At 48.1% G+C, this 18,073-nt stretch carries 14 protein-coding genes and 1 tRNA gene; 9 read left to right on the forward strand and 6 right to left on the reverse strand.

Annotation, left to right across the window (positions count from 1 at the left end; all coding sequences use genetic code 11):
• Positions 1 to 16 precede the first annotated feature (16 nt).
• Complete coding sequence (locus OGY08_RS10130; protein WP_125363062.1) at positions 17 to 1,024, reverse strand: zinc-binding alcohol dehydrogenase family protein; 1,008 nt, start codon at positions 1,022 to 1,024, stop codon at positions 17 to 19.
• A 238-nt stretch (positions 1,025 to 1,262) separates the two neighbouring features.
• Here OGY08_RS10130 and OGY08_RS10135 point away from each other — a divergent pair, with 238 nt between their 5' ends.
• Positions 1,263 to 2,165: a LysR family transcriptional regulator gene (locus OGY08_RS10135; protein ID WP_020996048.1), complete on the forward strand. Its 903-nt coding sequence runs from the start codon at positions 1,263 to 1,265 to the stop codon at positions 2,163 to 2,165.
• 36 nt (positions 2,166 to 2,201) lie between these two features.
• Here the strand turns inward: OGY08_RS10135 and OGY08_RS10140 are convergent, their stop codons facing one another.
• From OGY08_RS10140 to OGY08_RS10150, 3 genes are all read right to left on the reverse strand, one after another.
• Positions 2,202 to 3,698, reverse strand: coding sequence for a C69 family dipeptidase (locus OGY08_RS10140; RefSeq protein ID WP_032945412.1), 1,497 nt, complete (start codon positions 3,696 to 3,698; stop codon positions 2,202 to 2,204).
• Between the two features lie 342 nt (positions 3,699 to 4,040).
• A complete protein-coding gene (locus tag OGY08_RS10145) occupies positions 4,041 to 4,505 on the reverse strand; it encodes a YqeJ family protein (protein ID WP_032945411.1) in 465 nt (154 codons plus the stop codon).
• The gene (locus OGY08_RS10150) at positions 4,502 to 5,275 is read right to left on the reverse strand and encodes a winged helix-turn-helix domain-containing protein (RefSeq protein ID WP_020996049.1); all 774 of its coding nucleotides are present in this window, start codon (positions 5,273 to 5,275) and stop codon (positions 4,502 to 4,504) included. The genes OGY08_RS10145 and OGY08_RS10150 overlap by 4 nt, the downstream gene beginning before the upstream one ends.
• Before the next feature lie 577 nt (positions 5,276 to 5,852).
• Here OGY08_RS10150 and OGY08_RS10155 point away from each other — a divergent pair.
• Together OGY08_RS10155 and misL are read left to right on the forward strand one after the other, a co-directional pair.
• Positions 5,853 to 6,470, forward strand: coding sequence for a helix-turn-helix transcriptional regulator (locus tag OGY08_RS10155; RefSeq protein WP_032945410.1), 618 nt, complete (start codon positions 5,853 to 5,855; stop codon positions 6,468 to 6,470).
• A gap of 75 nt (positions 6,471 to 6,545) precedes the next feature.
• Positions 6,546 to 9,350 carry an intestinal colonization autotransporter adhesin MisL gene (gene misL, locus OGY08_RS10160; protein ID WP_125363061.1) on the forward strand — a complete coding sequence of 935 codons (2,805 nt, stop codon included), beginning with the start codon at positions 6,546 to 6,548 and terminating at the stop codon, positions 9,348 to 9,350.
• 303 nt (positions 9,351 to 9,653) lie between these two features.
• Here misL and OGY08_RS10165 read toward each other — a convergent pair whose 3' ends face one another.
• On the reverse strand, positions 9,654 to 9,944 hold the full coding sequence (locus OGY08_RS10165) for a SymE family type I addiction module toxin (RefSeq protein ID WP_125363060.1): 291 nt from the start codon (positions 9,942 to 9,944) through the stop codon (positions 9,654 to 9,656).
• A 126-nt stretch (positions 9,945 to 10,070) separates the two neighbouring features.
• On the opposite strand from OGY08_RS10165, the gene OGY08_RS10170 reads away from it, so the two are divergent.
• From OGY08_RS10170 to OGY08_RS10185, 4 genes are all read left to right on the forward strand, one after another.
• The gene (locus OGY08_RS10170; RefSeq protein WP_125363059.1) at positions 10,071 to 10,262 is read left to right on the forward strand and encodes a toxin-antitoxin system HicB family antitoxin; all 192 of its coding nucleotides are present in this window, start codon (positions 10,071 to 10,073) and stop codon (positions 10,260 to 10,262) included.
• 124 nt (positions 10,263 to 10,386) lie between these two features.
• Positions 10,387 to 11,619, forward strand: a complete 1,233-nt coding sequence (locus tag OGY08_RS10175) for a DUF262 domain-containing protein (protein WP_125363058.1) — start codon at positions 10,387 to 10,389, stop codon at positions 11,617 to 11,619.
• Complete coding sequence (locus OGY08_RS10180) at positions 11,616 to 12,692, forward strand: AAA family ATPase (RefSeq protein ID WP_197964486.1); 1,077 nt, start codon at positions 11,616 to 11,618, stop codon at positions 12,690 to 12,692. Before OGY08_RS10175 ends, OGY08_RS10180 begins: the two co-directional genes overlap by 4 nt.
• Before the next feature lies 1 nt (position 12,693).
• Positions 12,694 to 13,590 (forward strand): type II toxin-antitoxin system RelE/ParE family toxin, encoded by an 897-nt coding sequence (locus tag OGY08_RS10185; protein ID WP_125363056.1) that lies wholly within the window; start codon positions 12,694 to 12,696, stop codon positions 13,588 to 13,590.
• A 69-nt stretch (positions 13,591 to 13,659) separates the two neighbouring features.
• Here the strand turns inward: OGY08_RS10185 and OGY08_RS10190 are convergent.
• Positions 13,660 to 13,754, reverse strand: a tRNA-Sec gene (locus OGY08_RS10190).
• A gap of 290 nt (positions 13,755 to 14,044) precedes the next feature.
• Here OGY08_RS10190 and OGY08_RS10195 point away from each other — a divergent pair.
• The gene (locus tag OGY08_RS10195) at positions 14,045 to 15,427 is read left to right on the forward strand and encodes a glycoside-pentoside-hexuronide family transporter (RefSeq protein ID WP_079934359.1); all 1,383 of its coding nucleotides are present in this window, start codon (positions 14,045 to 14,047) and stop codon (positions 15,425 to 15,427) included.
• A 10-nt stretch (positions 15,428 to 15,437) separates the two neighbouring features.
• Positions 15,438 to 17,756, forward strand: coding sequence for an alpha-xylosidase (yicI, locus tag OGY08_RS10200; RefSeq protein ID WP_125363677.1), 2,319 nt, complete (start codon positions 15,438 to 15,440; stop codon positions 17,754 to 17,756).
• Positions 17,757 to 18,073 lie beyond the last annotated feature (317 nt).

An 18,073-nucleotide genomic window follows, 5' to 3' on the forward strand; every position in this document is an offset into this window, starting at 1 on the left:
GTCAGAATCAGACATGTTAAAACCCCTCCAGCACGATCTTGCCAACCGAGCGGCCGGTTTCAATTTGCGTGTGGGCTTTTTGCAGATTTGCCGCGGTAATCGCGCCAAAATGTTCGCCCAGCGTGGTACGAAGGGTGCTGTCGTCGATCAGCTGCGCCACGCGGGTCAGTAACTGATGCTGCGCAATGATGTCGTGGGTTGTGAACATCGAACGGGTAAACATAAACTCCCAATGCAGCGAAATGCTTTTGGCCTTCAGCGGGCGCGCATCGAGAGTTTGCGGATCGTCAATCAGCGCCAGTTTGCCCTGCGGCGCCAGTGCGGCAATAATTTGCGAATAGTGCTGCTCGGTATTGTTCAGGCTGGCAACGTGCGTCACCTCTTTAATGCCTATCCGTGCCAGCTCTTCCGTCAATGGCTTGCTGTGGTCAATCACATGATGAGCGCCCGCTTCACGTACCCATTTCTGGCTCTGCGCACGTGATGCGGTGCCAATAACGGTCATTTTGGTCAGCTTACTGGCCAGTTGCGTCAGAATAGAACCGACGCCGCCAGCCGCGCCAACAATCAATAAAACATCATCTTCATTGCCATTTTCCTCAACGCCCAGACGGTCGAACAGCATTTCCCAGGCGGTGATGGCGGTCAGCGGCAGCGCTGCAGCAGAAGCATTGTCCAGTGTTTTTGGCTTCAGCGCGGTAATACGTTCATCAACCAGCTGAAACTCACTGTTACTACCAGCGCGGCCGAGCGCTCCGGCGTACCAGACTTCATCGCCGGGTGCGAACAGGGTGACCGCTTCACCCACGGATTTCACCACGCCAACGGCATCCCAGCCCAGCACACGCGGCACATCGGCGTTAAAACCTTCGCGGACCTTGGTATCAACGGGGTTGACGGAAATGGCTTTCACTTCAACCAGCAGATCGTGCCCGGTAGCCACTGGCATGGGCAGGTCAATCTCTTGTAAAAATTCAATGTTATTGCCGTCGGTCGCGGCGCGGGTAATGGCGATGGCTTTCATATTATCTCCGGTCACAGGAATCAGTTTATACCCGTCATACTTCAAGCTGCATGTGCGTTGGCTACGTTCGCTCACCCCAGTCACATAGTTTGCTATGCTCCTGGAGATTCACTCTCTTGCTGCCTTCATGCAACTCGAATTATTTAGGGTATATCTGTTGATATAATTTGATGGTAAACCGGTAACAGAACGGGAAAAATAGCCCTATGGCGACAGGACTTATACTCGGGGAGTGAAAATGTTCCGGCTTGAAGATCTCACGTTGTTTGTCCGCGCCGCGGCGCTGAATAGTTTTAGCGATGCCGCGCGCGAAGTCGGCGTTCAGCCTGCTCAGGTCAGTTCTGCTATCAAGCGTCTGGAGTCTACGTTGGCTATCCGCTTGTTCGCCCGCTCCACGCGCAGCCTGCGCCTGACGCCAGAAGGTGAAGTCTGGTTACCCTATGCCCGCCAGATGCTGGACGTAATGCATGCCGGGCTGCAAAAAATTCAGACCCCGGAAGATGAAGTGTCAGGCACGTTGCAAATCGCCGTGCCTTCCGATCTCGGTCGTAACCTGCTGCTGCCGGTCTTTCAGTCGTTTCGACGCCGCTATCCCGCGCTGCGCCTGCGGATTTTTTTCTCCGACCAGGTAACGGATGTCTTTAAAGACCCCGTCGATGTTGCGTTTCGCTATGGCAACACCGAAGACGCGTCTTACATTGCGCTGCCCGTTGCAGCGGGTAACCGACGCGTGCTGGTGGCATCACCGGAATGGGTTGAGCAAAACGGCGCGCCGCAAAAACTGGATGATTTAACACAGCTCAACGCCATGACTTTCGTATTACGCGGCCGCCTGCACGATCGCTGGACGTTTACGCGCAACGGCGAGGTCAGCAGTGTGCAGGTTAACGGCACCATTATGAGTGACGATGCGGAAGTGATCCGGCGCCTGGCGATTGCCGGAGAAGGTGTGGCGTACAAGTCGTGGCTGGATGTCAGCGAGGATGTGCGTGACGGTCGATTACAACTGCTGATGCCGGATTATCAGGGAGAGAAAGTCCCGCTGAATATGATTTGCCCGCATCGGAAGCAGCTTTCAACCGCGGTACGCCTTCTGCACGAGGCGGTGAAGGCGCGGTGTGAAATGCTGGCGCAAAGCTAATAAGCGCTTTACGCCAGAATACTATCGCGTCGTTACTCAGTCTTTTTTCGTTGCATTCGCAAAGAAAATATCAGACTGAATGTCTTTAGTACGGATGGTAAATAGCTGATTGGTTAGATCTTCCGTCAGCTTCTCGGCGTCGGCCATGATGCGCAGGTTGAAGTCATTCAGCATCTTATCCGCGGCGGGTTTATCGGTTTTCGCCATCTTCAGATACTCTGCTTCGACCTCTTTTTGCTCCTTCGCCACTTTGTCTTCCCACGCTTTGTAGGCTTTTTTGACGATTGGCGCGAGCTTCGGATAATCGGTCATCGTCAGCGTTTGTAATTTACGATATTTCCAGTAGATAGACTGATCGTCCGCTTTATCGGTACCCATCGTGTAGTTAGCCGGATACGCTTTCAGACCGCTGTAGTACGGAACGAAGGCGGTGAGGTCAGCCATGCCCAGGCCAATGTAGGTCGTTTCACCAATCTCTTTTGGCAACCACGGACGGACCTGCATAACGTGCGCTTCATAGGTACGGAAAACGCTGACCGGACGCCATGGCTCTTTGCCGTTCAGACCGTTGGTGTATGGGTCATGGCTGGTCCCTTCATAGTGACTACGCAACACGGCTTTCACATCATCCAGCGTCATTTTCTTCTCTGGCGTCATGAAGACCGGGAATTCGCGCCCTTTGGCCATATCCTGATTTACGGAAGGATTGAACTCTTTCTGGATGGTCCATACGCGAGGGTCGTTATACGTGCGGTCACGCTCGTCATCACGGGTATAGGCTTTGGAGAAGTTGAATTTACCGTCTTTCGCCGGATCGTACAGCCCTTTTTCAGTCGCAAATTGAATCAGGTTTTTTGACGCCATCATGTCCGGACTTTTAGGATCGTAATCCTGTAAGCGGCCCTGATTACCGGTGGCAAAATACTGGTTATTCGGCAGACGCTGCGCCATCCACTGGTGGCCGCTACCGGTTTCCAGGTACCAGATCTCGTTATCGTCGACGACGGCAACGCCAAAACCTTCGCCTGCGCCGACGGTCTCAACGATATGGCCCAACAGCGCCACAGCTTCACGTGCGGTTTTACTTTGTGACAGCAGAATATCCGGGATATCGTCTTCGGTGATCCCTTTATCCTCAACGTACGGGTCGGCGGCCAGTGCTTTCGGTGAGGCAAAAATGGATTCTGTACCGCTCACGCCGACACCCAGTTCGTTAAATCCGGTCGCGCCGTGCAGTTGGGTTTTCCAGTTTGGGACAGTGGTATAACGCAGAGAGTTTTTCGGCAGTGGCCAGGTAAAATCATTCGCACCATTATGTGCTTTGGTGCTGTATACCCCGGTCTGATTTTGCTTTGCCGGATGAATGACAAAATGCTGTGCTTTCAGGGCATCGCTGTCTGCGCTACGGGCGACCAGCATGGAGCCGTCCGCTGATGCTTCGTTGCCGACCAGCAGGGTCGTACAAGCAAAACCTGATGAAACAACGGCCAAATTTATAGAAAGTGCAATCAGGCACTTTTTAAAAGTAAACATTACGTATCCCTCATATGTACGCCAAAAATACACCGGAAACACACCGTTTCCTGAAATGCGATAACGCCTGAACGCTCAGACATTGCTCGCGAGAGAGATAAACGCCCCTGCCCACGTCTTCTCCAAATATCCATCCGTAGGTTGAAGTCTTCTGGGCAAAATATAACGCCCATTTCGCTTAATTATTACGCAACGGATATTATGATATTCAGGATGTTTCCTGATTCGCGATGAAGAATAGCAATGGGTTATGTGTGGATTCAGTGACCCATGTCGCGTAAGTCAATGATGACAAATGTGAATTTCATTGAGGGGCCGTACTTTTTGTTTCCGGATATGACGCTACCTTTTGCGGCAATACAGCGAGGGCACATTGGAGCTGGCAAAAATCCATGCACCTTTATACTCCTCCATGACCAGGCTCAGGCTTCGTCCGCTTTGGCGGTAAAATCCAGGTAATGTGTCGTTAATATCCGCTTCATCAGCGGTGTCAGCGAAGGTTTTGACGACCTGCATCGCCTGTAGCACTCGGGCATCGCGCTTTTGGGTGTAGTTAAAATAGATGTTCCTGCTAATGTCTGAGGTATTACGCCCGTACAGTTTGCCGGTAATAGTGGCCAGGCCTTCACTGTTGTACATCCGAAACGATAACGTACCCGTAAAGCGGTTGCTGCCAATATTCCATTCAATGTTACCGATGCAATTCAGCGGTTTGTCGGCATAGCGTGAATGCCATAACCATCCGCCTGAACCGAGCACAGTAACCAGCCCGGCCACGAGCACTATAAGGTGGCGTGTTTTTTTCATTGCCCGCGCATCCAGTAATAATGAGTAGTACAAAATGCGTTAGCATCCACCCGTGCATCTTTATCACAGACAAATGCCACGATCCTTTCCGCTTTGCTGTAACCGGTAAGAAACACGTGCTTGTTGTTTTCACAGAGATAGGGATGTAACTGCATCAGATTGAAATAGCCTTGCTGGTCGTGTTCATTTGGTGAGTAATAGATTTTGCAATTTTGCCGCGATGGGGTCTGCATGGAAGCCTGGACAAATTTACTAAACGGCATAACAGGGCGCGTTTGATACCACACCAGCCAGATGATCAACGTGGCAATCACGACACTGGCGCTAAATAAAACCTCAAACCAGGGTATCTGCGTCGTTTGTTGTGGTGTCGAAGGAATTATCTTTGCGGGGGGGATTTCTTCAATAACCGGCGGCGGGGAAACTTCACTCTGTTGAAGCGTTATTGTCTCTACTTGCGTATTCTCATTTAATCTGAGCCCGCGTCGGGAAATAGTTTTCACCGTATCACGAGGCAACCCCACGTCCGCCAGCGCGTTTCGTAGCGTCAGAATAGCCTGGTAAAATGTGTTGGTGGTGGTCACATTATTTCTTTCACCCCAACCAATTGTCATCAACGTGTTCTGGGAAACAATGTCACTTGCGTGAGTAATTAAATAGAGAAAACAGAGCGAGGCAGGGAGCTGGAGCTGAATTGCTCGCCCGGTCTGACGATTGACCAGACTTTTGCTATCAGGATTAAATTCGACCAACTGATTGATAAGGTACAATTGCCCAGCCCTCAGTAACCAAAACGAATCACAGCGTGTGCTAACGCATCCTTTAAATTTTACATCCAAATCGAAAATGCGCCTCACTCTTTGTTCATGAACGAAGATAAGAATTTCACCAATTTATTAAAACATCTTTAAATACAATATGTTAGCGATATTATTTCTTAGGTGAGAATTAACTAAGGTTAAATAATGAGAATTCATTACAGTTTTATCTGAATTATCTTTATATTTGTCCACAACATGACAAGGGTGATTGAGTTATCAGAATTACGTAATTAGTAAGTAACTTTTACGCAGGTTATTTTTTAGCAAATAGTGCTTTTTTACTGTTTATCCTGGAATCTGAATTTATGCATAAAATTCCTAATGCATAGGTTGTTATTCTGAGATAAAGCGTAAATAAGCTTAGCGCAATCGTATTACTCACAGACCATACATATTAGTGCATCAGGAGTTTATTACATTTTATTAGCGCCACTGTTATTAGCTGACAAGGAACGTACTACGTGTTGGATTGACACATTTGTTTACCAATGAAATATTTATGGAAAAATAACAGGAGTCATTTTTGATGAAGAGATCACCGTCACAGACTGTTCGTTGCATAAGCTGTGAATTATCCTGTCAATTATTTCCGGATACTGCGGTTCGTGCCAGTTACTGTCACCGTGCCGCATTTGCGATCTGGCCTGAGGGGAATGGCTTTCTGCAAAAAGGAATTATTGAAAAGCTTCTTCTTAATAATCAAAACCATTTGTCGCGTGGGTTTATTTTTGTGGACTTTTCTTTCCCGAATCTGCGCTTGTTTGCCGACCCGCAATGGGTTGACCGGCTTGCCTACAGCGGTATGCATATTGTGTTGATAGCAGACAGGAACCTGGCGCCGTTAGCCAATTACTGGCTATCCAAAAGCAATAAAATACAAGGGATTATATATTCTGATGATGATGACGAAGTTCAACATCAGAAAATTAGGCGACTCTTTACTGGTCATCTCGCTAACAGCAAACGTGGACGCTCACTTAACTATACTGAAATGATATTACTGAAGCGTTTTGTGTCAGGGAAAAGTATTCAGCAAATTACCAAAATAGATAATATCGATATTAAGAAAATATATGTCTACAAGCTCAGGCTTGAAGATAAGTTAGGCCATAGTATTCATCAAATATTGTCGAATATTTTATAACGTATTTTTGAGTTTTATTATTTTCACATCCTTGCGATGTGGTGGACGCTCTACGCCTGAAAGCAGGAGGCTAATATGCCAAATCCCAAATCTTATTCTCGTATTGCCATAGCGGTTTCAGCCGCATTAACCTCTATGGTATTTTCAGCTCAAGCGGCATGGGTTGACGTTGATAGTCTACCCTCCACCGGACTGGTTAGCAGTCTGCCCCCGGAATTGCAGGCAATAATTCCAGCGCAGGCAAATGCCAGTTTCGCTAAAACCAGCGCCATGCCGAATTATGTTTATCAATGGAGTGCGGGCACTATTCCCGTTTATGGCAATGGATTAACGATTAATGGACCCGGCGCTGAAGCTTTTGAGCACTCTGTTACCGTTATTCAGAACAGTACAACGGGTAGTCCGGGCGTTATTTTTGGGGATGACCTGACGATTCGCACGCAGTCGAAGAATGCCGCCAATAATGGTAAAGATGTTGACGGTATCCGCACGCACGGGGCCAATACGCCGGATAACCCGGTCTTTATCATCACCGGGGATCGCACCAGCATTTATGTGGACGGTCAGGATGGTGACGGGATTAATGCCGGTTACAACTCCTATAGCCAGGGTTGGAAGGGCTCGGCCAGCATTTACGTCGGCGACGATCTGTATATTCAAACCACCGGTTCCCAGGGACGTGGTATCACAGCAAACGCGATGAAAGACGCCACGCAGGCCAAAAATACAATTGTGGTCGGCGACCGGGCACACATTGTGACGATCGGTGACAGTTCAGAGGGTCTTCGCACCGGGCAGAGCGGTTCCTCGATACTGCTTGGCAATGACGCCACCATCGAGACTTCGGGTGCTTCTTCAACGGGGATTTATGCCGCCTCATCGTCCAAAACGGAACTGGGCAACAACGCGACGATTACGGTCAACGGCGTCAGCGCTCATGCGGTTTATTCCACCAACGCGACCGTGAATCTCGGTGAAAACGCAACGATCAACGTGAACAGTTCGGCGAAAGCGGCGTCATACAGCAAAGCGCCACGCGGCCTGTATGCGACTTCACGCGGGGCGATAAACCTGGAAGGCGGTGCCGCCATTACCATGGCGGGCGATCACAGCAACGAAAGTTATGCCATCAGCACTGAAACGGGCGGCATCGTAGACGGTTCTACTGGCGGGCGTTTTCTTATCGACGGCGATCTTCATGCCGCTGGCGCGACTGCTGCAACCAGCAGCCTGCCGCAGCAAAACAGTACCATTAAGCTCAACATGACCGACAACTCGTTGTGGAGCGGGGCGTCATACATCACCAGCGCCACTGCCGGGACGGGCGTTATCTCGCTGCAAATGAGCGACGCGACCTGGAACATGACTAACAGCTCAACGCTCACCGACCTGACGCTGAACGGCGGGTCAGTGGTGAACTTTGGGCATGCTGACGGCGAACCGTGGCAGACGCTTACCATCAATGAAGATTTTACCGGGAACGGCGGCAAACTGGTTTTCAATACTGTCCTGAATGACGATACCTCCGAAACCGACAAGCTGAAAGTGCTCGGCAACACTGCGGGTAATGCGTTTGTGGCGGTGAATAACATTGGCGGAACCGGGGCGCAGACCATTGAAGGTATTGAGATCATCGAAGTGGCCGGTAATTCTGACGGTACTTTTGAGAAAGCGGGCCGTATTGTTGCCGGTGCGTACGACTATAACGTGGTGCAGAAAGGCAGTAATTGGTATCTGACCAGCTTTATTCCTGCTCCGCCGGATCCGGAAGACCCGGACCCCGTCGATCCGCATGACCCTGACCCTGTTGATCCGGACCCGGTTGACCCTATTGATCCAGACCCGGTCGATCCTGTAGACCCGATTATCCCTGAGCCGGAAGAACCTGTTGCGCCTCCTGTCACTGAGCAGCAATACCGTCCGGAAGCAGGCAGTTATCTGGCGAACAACTATGCGGCTAACACGCTGTTTATGACCCGACTGCACGATCGTCTGGGTGAAACGCAGTACGTCGATATGCTGACAGGCGAGAAGAAAGTTACCAGCCTGTGGATGCGTAACGTTGGGGCGCATACCCGCTTCAAAGACGGTAGCGGGCAGTTGAAAACCCAAAGCAACAGCTATGTGATGCAGCTAGGCGGCGACCTGGCGCAGTGGAGTAGCGACGGTCTTGACCGCTGGCACCTCGGCGCGATGGCCGGTTATGCCAACAGCCAGAACCGCACGCAGTCCAGCCTGACCGGCTACCATTCACGTGGCCAGGTCACCGGTTACAGTGTGGGGTTGTACGGCACATGGTATGCCAATGACGCCGACAAGACCGGCACCTACGTAGATACCTGGGCGCTGTATAACTGGTTTGATAACAAAGTGATGGGCCAGGAGCAGGCAGCAGAGAAATACAAATCCAGCGGGATAACCGCTTCGGTTGAAGCCGGTTACAGTTTCAAACTGGGTGAAAGCGAGCGCAACAGCTACTGGCTGCAACCGAAAGCGCAGGTGGTATGGATGGACGTGCAAGCCGACAGTCACCGCGAAGCGAACGGTACCCGCGTGAAGGACAACACCGATGGCAACCTGATGACTCGTCTGGGCGTGAAAGCCTTTATTAATGGTCACAACGCCATCGACGACGGTAAATCTCGCGAGTTCCAGCCGTTTGTTGAAGCCAACTGGATCCACAACACACAGACGACCAGCGTGAAGATGGACGATGTGAGCAACGACATGCGCGGCACCAAAAACATCGGCGAGCTGAAAGTCGGCGTTGAAGGTCAAATCACTCCGCGCCTCAACGTATGGAGCAACGTGGCCCAACAGGTTGGCGACAAAGGCTACAGCGATACCCGCGGTATGCTCGGCGTAAAATATAATTTCTGATGTAAGTGAGTAATGGAAAAGCCGCTGATTAACCGATCGGCGGCTTTATTTTGTGGGAATCGTCATCCGGGGTAAGCGTTAGCGCTATCCGGCACCAGGTGAGCATGTAAGTGTTACTTACGCGATTCGAGAGAGCTATTTATTGATCCCGAAATCTGATCTTTTCCTTCCCGATGAACTATCTGGAATTTCCGGATAGTTCATTTTCTGCCAAATTCATTTCAGTTGAGTAGGCCGGATAAGCGTTAGCGCCATCCGGCACCAACTGAACCTGTAAGTAACGCTTACAGGTTCAGCCGTGCTTCACTGGAGAGTCGCCAGCGTGCTCTCAATTCTGTTCAACCTCTGATGTGCCTCTTTCAACTCATCCTGCAACCGTTGTTCTTGCTCGCCATAGACCATCAGGACGATACAACCATTCATCACTTTTACGGTAATCTGTTGGCCGGTATCAAACCCCGCTTCGCGTAGCCACTTGCCGGAAAGAATAATTTTGGGTGTGGATTTGTCGAAAACATTCGGGCGATATCCCACAATTACCGAACGTTCGGTTCCGGATTGGTCGGTGTCTGGGGTAGAATGCGAATCAGCCATAATCAACTCCTTGATAGTTGGTGAGGTTAGACGCTCCGGCTGTGTTCCCGCACATCGGGGCGTTGCTAGTGTAGAAGGCTTTTAGGTGGCCTCCTATATGATTAAGATAGTTGGATAGGTGGCCCTATGTCAATCATATCGCGCGAAAAAAAACCAAAAGGCGGCGGTCAATCACCGCAGTTCAAAATGCGTATTGATCCGGCATTGAAGGAACAATTGGATGCTGTGGCGGCGGAAGAGGGGGTGAGTCTCGCCAGCTGGTTGAAGGAACTGGCGAGAGAGGCTTTGCGGGAAAGAGGGATTAATCCAAAAAGTTGATAAATATAAATATGATATCTTGAACAATCGAAGAGTTTTCCGCTTCAAAAAATTAGCTTAAGCACATATGCAAATATATACTATTTAGTACTAAGCAGCAGATGAATTTTTTATGAGGGCTAATATGAAAGAAGAAAAAGAAGATGAAATTAAAGAAGAGCTTTCTGAATCGGGTGAAAAAATAGGAATCGAGGCGGAAAATGATGAAGACCATATGGAACCATTTAATCCTGAGGAGATTTCTATTCAACAAAAAGTTATTCCTATGGATGTCATTATTCGTAGACTCAAACAAGGCTCAATCCAATTATCTCCATCTTTTCAAAGAAAAGAGGTGTGGGATATAACAAGAAAAAGTCGTTTGATCGAATCATTAATGCTAAATATACCATTGCCAATGTTTTATGTTGCCGCAGATGAAGAAGGGAATTGGGAGGTTGTTGATGGTTTACAACGCCTTTCAACTATTCGTGATTTTATAATAGGTGATAAGAATGGCGTGCTACTTAGACTTAAAAATTTAGAGTTTTTGAATGATAAGTTTGAAGGGAAAACCTTTAAAGCAATTGAGGTTGATCCTTCTGCTCAAAAACTAGTGAACGATATTTATGAAACTGAAATGCGTTTTACAGTAATTAATCCTGGAACACCGGAAGCCGTAAAACGTAATATTTTCAAACGTATTAATACTGGGGGTATGCCGTTAACAGCACAAGAAATTAGACATGCATTATATGAGGGGGAATCATCTAAATTACTGCAACGTCTTGTGCAAAATATATATTTTAAGCAAGCCGTAGGGAAAAAATTAGATGATAGTCGTATGGGAGCGAGCGAATTGATACTTAGAATGCTTTCTTTCATGATTCTTGACCGCGGTTATTATAAACAAGGTATGGATAATTGGCTCAGTAATATGATGCGCTTAATTAATTTATATCCGAACCCTGAAGATTGTGAAGTGAAAAAGATATTTCAAATTAATGAAAATATCAAGTTAAAAGTTAAGTCCATTGATGATGTTGTCAATAGATTTGAGGTTTCAATGAAACGAGCTGAAAAGCTTTTTGATGGGCATGCATTTAGAAAATCGTTACCGGGTGATTACAGGAAAAGCCCGATAAATAAATCTCTTTTTGAAGTTTGGGGGAATATTTTATCTGAGTTAAAAGTAGATGAATTCGATAAGCTTGACAAAAATAAAAATATACTTATTACTAATTACCAAAGGCTGTTATTTGATACGGACTTTAATAATGCTATTAGTCGACATTCTTCGACCCAGAAAGGTGTCTTAGATAGTTATAGAGAAATTAAGGAAATAGTCAATTCTTGTATAAATGAGGGAGTGCAATGATAACTAATATTCATATAAAAGCGTTCAAATCATTGGTTGATATCAGTATTCCACTGGGGAATCTGACTATTTTGTCTGGCCTAAATAATAGTGGAAAAAGCTCTGTCATCCAAGCAATAAGAATGTTTTCGGAAAAACATGAGGGTATGTCACCTTTGCTAACAGGCCATGGCGATGTGACAAACTTAAGATCAGATTTTGTAAGTGCTAGTGAAAAAATTGAATTTTCTTTTCAGGATGAAAATAAAAATGTTAGTAGTATGATTCTATCAGATCATATATGTTCAGAACCACAATTTTGCCCTGAGTTAGTCTATGTTGGCGCTGATAGATTAGGTCCTCAAGCTTTTTTACCTATTGATACTTCGTTACAATCATATCCAAAAATAGGTGACAGAGGGCAGTTTACTTTTGATTTTATTAGCAAGCTTAACGAATTGGGTTATTTATTACCTGATGTGTTAGTTCACAAAAATTCTGAAGGTAAAACTTTTGAATATGTCTTACAAGGTTGGCTTACAGAAATCTCTCCAGGTGTAAAGATAAAGCTAACAACAAACAGAAAGGCAGATGTTTCTCATGCAGAAATAGATAACTATCGTCCGTCAAATGTTGGTTTTGGGCTAAGCTACACACTTCCTATTATAGCTGCTACGCTCGGAGTATCAGCTTATTTACCTGAGCGTAAAGGGCAAGAGGAATGGGTTATTAATTGGGAAATTAAAAAAGAGAAGTTTGGTGTACTCCTTGTATTAGAAAACCCAGAAGCTCATTTACATCCGCAAGGTCAAACCGCAATGGGAAAAATGATCGCCCTCGCTGCATCAAATGGCATACAAATTATAGTTGAAACTCATAGCGAACATGTAATGGATGGTATTCGTATTGCTGTAAAGGAAAAAGATCTATCACATGAGCTTGTGAAATTTAATTATTTCAACAAAAATGAAGATGGACATACAGAAATAACTTCACCTTCATTAGATGAAAATGGTAAATTAAGTTTTTGGCCTAACGGATTTTTCGATCAAGCACTTAAAAATCGATCTCTTCTTGCTAGGAAGACCAAGTGATATGGACCATATAATATGTATTAATAAAAATAGTTTCCCTGCTGAAAATAAAGATGTAGGGGTGTCACTATTCAATGATGCATTGCAAGGGGTATTACAATTACAACAATGTCAGGATCGCTTTCTATTCTACTTAGATTCTAATGATGGTGATCTTTCGGATCTCTTAATTGCACCAGAATTTGCCTATAAAGATTTTATTGATGAATGTGAAGATCAAGATTTAGCCCTGTTTTTGGCTGAGGTTGAAGACAAAAGTCCTGCATTGGATAACTTAACTGAAGACCAAATTGAAGAAATGGCATCTTACAAATTTTATATACATAATGAGGCAATGGATGATTATCCAGATGTTTATGCTTTGTCATGGGTTGTTACAGGATATCTCCTTAGTTTAAATATAGATGAGCGCTGGAATTCTTCTGAAATAGCTATTTCTAGAGTTGATAACGAAGGTCGTTATGTTGATGATATTTTTTACCTTAAAAACATAGCAAACGAAAGGCATGGTTTGGAACATGCGCAAGAATTATTTGCTGATGCATTATCTTTGGTTGAAGTATCTCGTCCGCACATAGTGAGTGATAAGTTATCTTCTTGGTTTCTTAACCAGACGAAGGAAAATAAAATGCGAATAATTTCTAAAGTCAAGCTTGCTTGTAGTCGAAATTTTCAAGGAAATAAACCATTATTTGAATCACTTACCAATGGAAATGGATTGAGAGAAATTAGAATCTCTGCGTACTCCGGAGGAGCGATCAGAATTTTATTTAAGAACCATCATGAATCTATTTATGCATTATTAGTTGGATTTATTAAATTTAGCGATTCCGAAGGGTATTCTCAAGCAATGCAAATAGCACATGAAGAGTATTCGACAATAAGTCAATTACGCTAGCCATATAAAATTAAGCTTAGCTAAAGAACTATCATAGGATCGATCTTAAATTCTATTAAAAAAGAATTTTGGCGGAAGATCACAGGAGTCGAACCTGCCCGGGACCGCTGGCGGCCCCAACTGGATTTGAAGTCCAGCCACCTCACCGGAGATGACGATCTTCCGCGCCTCGATTGCTACATGGAGGCGGGGCGCATTATAGCTACTTCCAAACGTTTCCACACCCCCTCACTCACTTTTTTAACTTCCGTTTCTCCATACCATGACCAGTTTCAAATAAATCCCCGCAAAATCCATTACTTACACTTAGACACATTTTTTGACGCTACTCTGATCACAGAAAACAAGAATCGTAATTTGATAACGAGATATCGGAATACCCGCGCTCACAGGGATGGTTTACAAGAACTGTAACCGGTATCAGTGCGTGTGAAAGTGCTAACAAGGATGCGTAATGAAAAGTGAGATTTTGTCCGTTAAAGAGAAGATTGGCTACGGCATGGGCGATGCCGCCAGCCACATCATCTTTGATAACGTTATGTTATATATGATGTTCTTCTATACCGATATTTTTGGTATCCCGGCCGGTTTTGTCGGCACCATGTTCTTACTGGCTCGCGCGCTGGATGCTATCTCAGACCCTTGCATGGGACTGCTCGCCGACCGCACCCGTTCGCGCTGGGGGAAATTCCGCCCGTGGGTGCTGTTTGGCGCTCTGCCATTTGGTCTGGTCTGTGTGCTCGCCTACAGCACGCCGGATCTCAGCCTGCACGGCAAAATGATTTATGCCGCAATCACCTACACGCTGCTGACCCTGCTTTATACCGTGGTGAATATTCCCTATTGCGCGCTGGGCGGTGTGATAACCAATGACCCAACGCAGCGTATCTCCCTGCAGTCATGGCGCTTTGTGCTGGCGACGGCGGGCGGCATGCTCTCCACCGTGCTGATGATGCCGCTGGTGAATCTGATTGGCGGTGAAGATAAAGCGCTGGGCTTCCAGGGCGGGATTGCTGTGCTCTCGGTTGTGGCGTTCCTGATGCTGGCATTTTGCTTCTTCACCACCAAAGAACGTGTGGAAGCGCCGCCGAGCAGCAACTCAATGCGTGAAGACCTGCGCGACATCTGGCAGAACGACCAATGGCGCATCGTCGGCCTGCTGACTATCCTCAACATCCTTGCCGTCTGCGTACGCGGCGGGGCGATGATGTATTACGTCACCTGGATTCTGGGTACCCCGGAAGTGTTTGTCGCCTTCCTCACCACCTATTGCGTCGGCAATCTTATCGGCTCTGCGCTGGCAAAACCGCTGACTGACTGGAAATGCAAAGTCAGCATCTTCTGGTGGACGAACGCCCTGCTGGCGGTCGTCAGTCTGGCAATGTTCTTTGTGCCGATGCACGCAAATCTCACCATGTTCGCCTTCATCTTCGTGATTGGCGTACTGCATCAGCTCGTGACGCCAATCCAGTGGGTGATGATGTCCGACACCGTTGATTACGGCGAGTGGTGTAACGGAAAACGTCTGACGGGGATCAGCTTCGCGGGCACGCTGTTCGTGCTCAAGCTGGGTCTGGCGCTCGGCGGGGCGATGATCGGCTGGATGCTGGCGGGCGGCGGTTACGATGCCGCAGCGAAAACCCAGAACAGCGCCACCATTAGCATCATTATCGCATTGTTCACGATTGTCCCGGCTATTTGTTACCTGTTGAGTGCCGTGATTGCCAAACGCTTCTATACCCTGAAAACGCCGTATCTGACGGAAATCATGAGTCAGCTGGCTCAGGGTGCGCACCGCAATCAGCAGGATTTTTCGACGAAAGAATTACAGAACTAAGGAACCAACGATGAAAATTAGCGACGGAAACTGGCTGACGCAGCCTGGCCTGAATTTAACTCACCCGATTCAGGTATTCGAGGTCGAGCAACAGGGTAACGAGATGATTGTCTACGTTGCGCCGCGCGATGTGCGTGAACGTACCTGGCAACTGGATACTCCACTCTTCACCCTGCGCTTTTTCTCGCCACAGGAAGGCGTGGTGGGTGTGCGTATGGAACATTTCCAGGGCGCGTTGAATAACGGTCCGCACTATCCGCTGAACGTGCTGCAGGACGTCAATGTAGAGATACAAAACACCGCTGAATTTGCCGAACTGAAAAGCGGAAATTTGAGCGTGCGGGTCACTAAAGGTGAGTTCTGGTCGCTGGATTTCCTGCGTAACGGCGAACGTATTACCGGCAGCCAGCTGAAAAATAACGGCTACGTGCAGGACACCAATAGCGGGAAAAACTATATGTTTGAACGCCTGGATCTGGGCGTTGGCGAAACGGTGTACGGTCTGGGCGAGCGCTTTACTGCGCTGGTACGTAACGGCCAGACGGTGGAAACATGGAATCGCGATGGCGGCACCAGTACCGAGCAGTCTTACAAGAACATCCCGTTTTATCTCACCAACCGTGGTTACGGCGTGCTGGTAAACCATCCGCAGTGCGTGTCGTTTGAAATTGGCTCTGAGAAAGTGTCAAAAGTGCAGTTCAGCGTTGAAAGCGAGTATCTGGAATATTTCGTCATCGACGGCCCTACGCCGAAAGCGGTGCTGGATCGCTATACCCGCTTTACCGGTCGTCCGGCGCTGCCGCCAGCCTGGTCATTCGGTTTGTGGCTGACTACATCGTTCACCACTAATTACGATGAAGCGACGGTGAATAGTTTTATCGACGGGATGGCCGAGCGCAATCTGCCGCTGCACGTCTTCCATTTCGACTGCTTCTGGATGAAAGCCTTCCAGTGGTGCGACTTTGAGTGGGATCCGGTGACCTTCCCTGACCCGGAAGGCATGATCCGCCGCCTGAAAGAGAAAGGGCTGAAGGTCTGCGTATGGATAAACCCCTATATCGGCCAGAAATCCCCGCTGTTCAATGAACTGAAAGAGAAAGGTTATCTGCTCAAGCGCCCGGACGGCTCCCTGTGGCAATGGGATAAATGGCAGCCGGGCCTGGCGATTTATGACTTTACCAATCCTGAAGCCTGCGAGTGGTATGCCAACAAGCTGAAAGGTCTGGTGGATATCGGCGTTGACTGCTTCAAAACTGACTTTGGCGAACGCATTCCTACTGACGTTAAGTGGTTTGACGGTGCCGATCCGCAGAAAATGCACAACCATTATGCGTACATCTACAACGAACTGGTATGGAACGTGCTGAAAGAGACCGTCGGTGAAGAAGAGGCCGTGCTGTTCGCCCGTTCGGCCTCGGTCGGCGCGCAGCAGTTTCCGGTGCACTGGGGCGGTGACTGCTATGCCAACTATGAATCGATGGCCGAAAGCCTGCGTGGCGGGTTGTCCATCGGCCTGTCCGGCTTTGGCTTCTGGAGTCACGATATTGGCGGCTTTGAGAATACCGCCCCGGCGCACGTCTACAAGCGCTGGTGTGCGTTTGGGTTGCTCTCCAGCCACAGCCGCCTGCACGGTAGTAAATCCTACCGTGTTCCATGGGCGTACGATGATGAATCCTGCGATGTGGTGCGCTACTTCACTGAGCAAAAATGCCGCATGATGCCATACCTGTATCGCGAAGCGGCGCGCGCCAATGAACTCGGAACGCCGATGATGCGCGCAATGATGCTGGAGTTCCCGGACGATCCGGCATGTGATTATCTCGACCGCCAGTACATGCTGGGCGATAGCGTGATGGTTGCGCCGGTGTTTAGCGAGGCGGGTGATGTGCAGTTCTATCTGCCGGAAGGACGCTGGACGCATCTGTGGCGTAACGACGAGGTGGTGGGCAGCCGTTGGCATAAGCAGCAGCATGACTTCCTGAGTATGCCGGTTTATGTGCGCGACAATACACTGCTGGCGCTGGGCTGCAACAACCAGAAGCCGGACTACGCCTGGCACGAAGGGACGGCGTTCCAGCTGTTCCATCTGCAGGAGGGTCGGGAGGCGATTTGTGAAGTCCCGGCGGCTGACGGTTCGGTTATCTTCACGCTGAAGGCGACGCGCACGGGTAATACCATCACCGTGCAAGGAAGTGGCGAAGCGCGCAACTGGACGCTGTGTCTGCGTAATATTACGCAGGTTAGCGGCGTGAAGGGCGGCTCATCTGTGGGCAGTGAGTGGGGAACGGTTGTCACGCCGGATGCGGATGTGCTGACGATTACCCTGTAAGTAAATCTCAACGTGGGCTGGATGGCGACGCAATGCGTTTTATCCGGCCCACGCTGCGAGCAGCATTCCAGATCTGAAAATCCAAAACATCCTGAATTAAATTTTTATCTCCCCATATTTGCGAGCGATATCACTCTGAATCCCACGAAAAATGTGATCTGCGCCGTAAATATTTCACTATTTCCCGTTTTTGTCTTATTTCTGTCCGGAATACAGGACACGATTTAGTATTGTTGGCGCATCGTAGTCCTCTTATATTTATCATCACGGATTACACGTGGAGCATCAATGCTTCTTTATAACCTAAATAATTCGAT

Origin of the sequence: Citrobacter sp. Cpo069 (assembly GCF_030332785.1) — a bacterium.
Classification (GTDB): Bacteria; Pseudomonadota; Gammaproteobacteria; order Enterobacterales; family Enterobacteriaceae; genus Citrobacter; species Citrobacter portucalensis.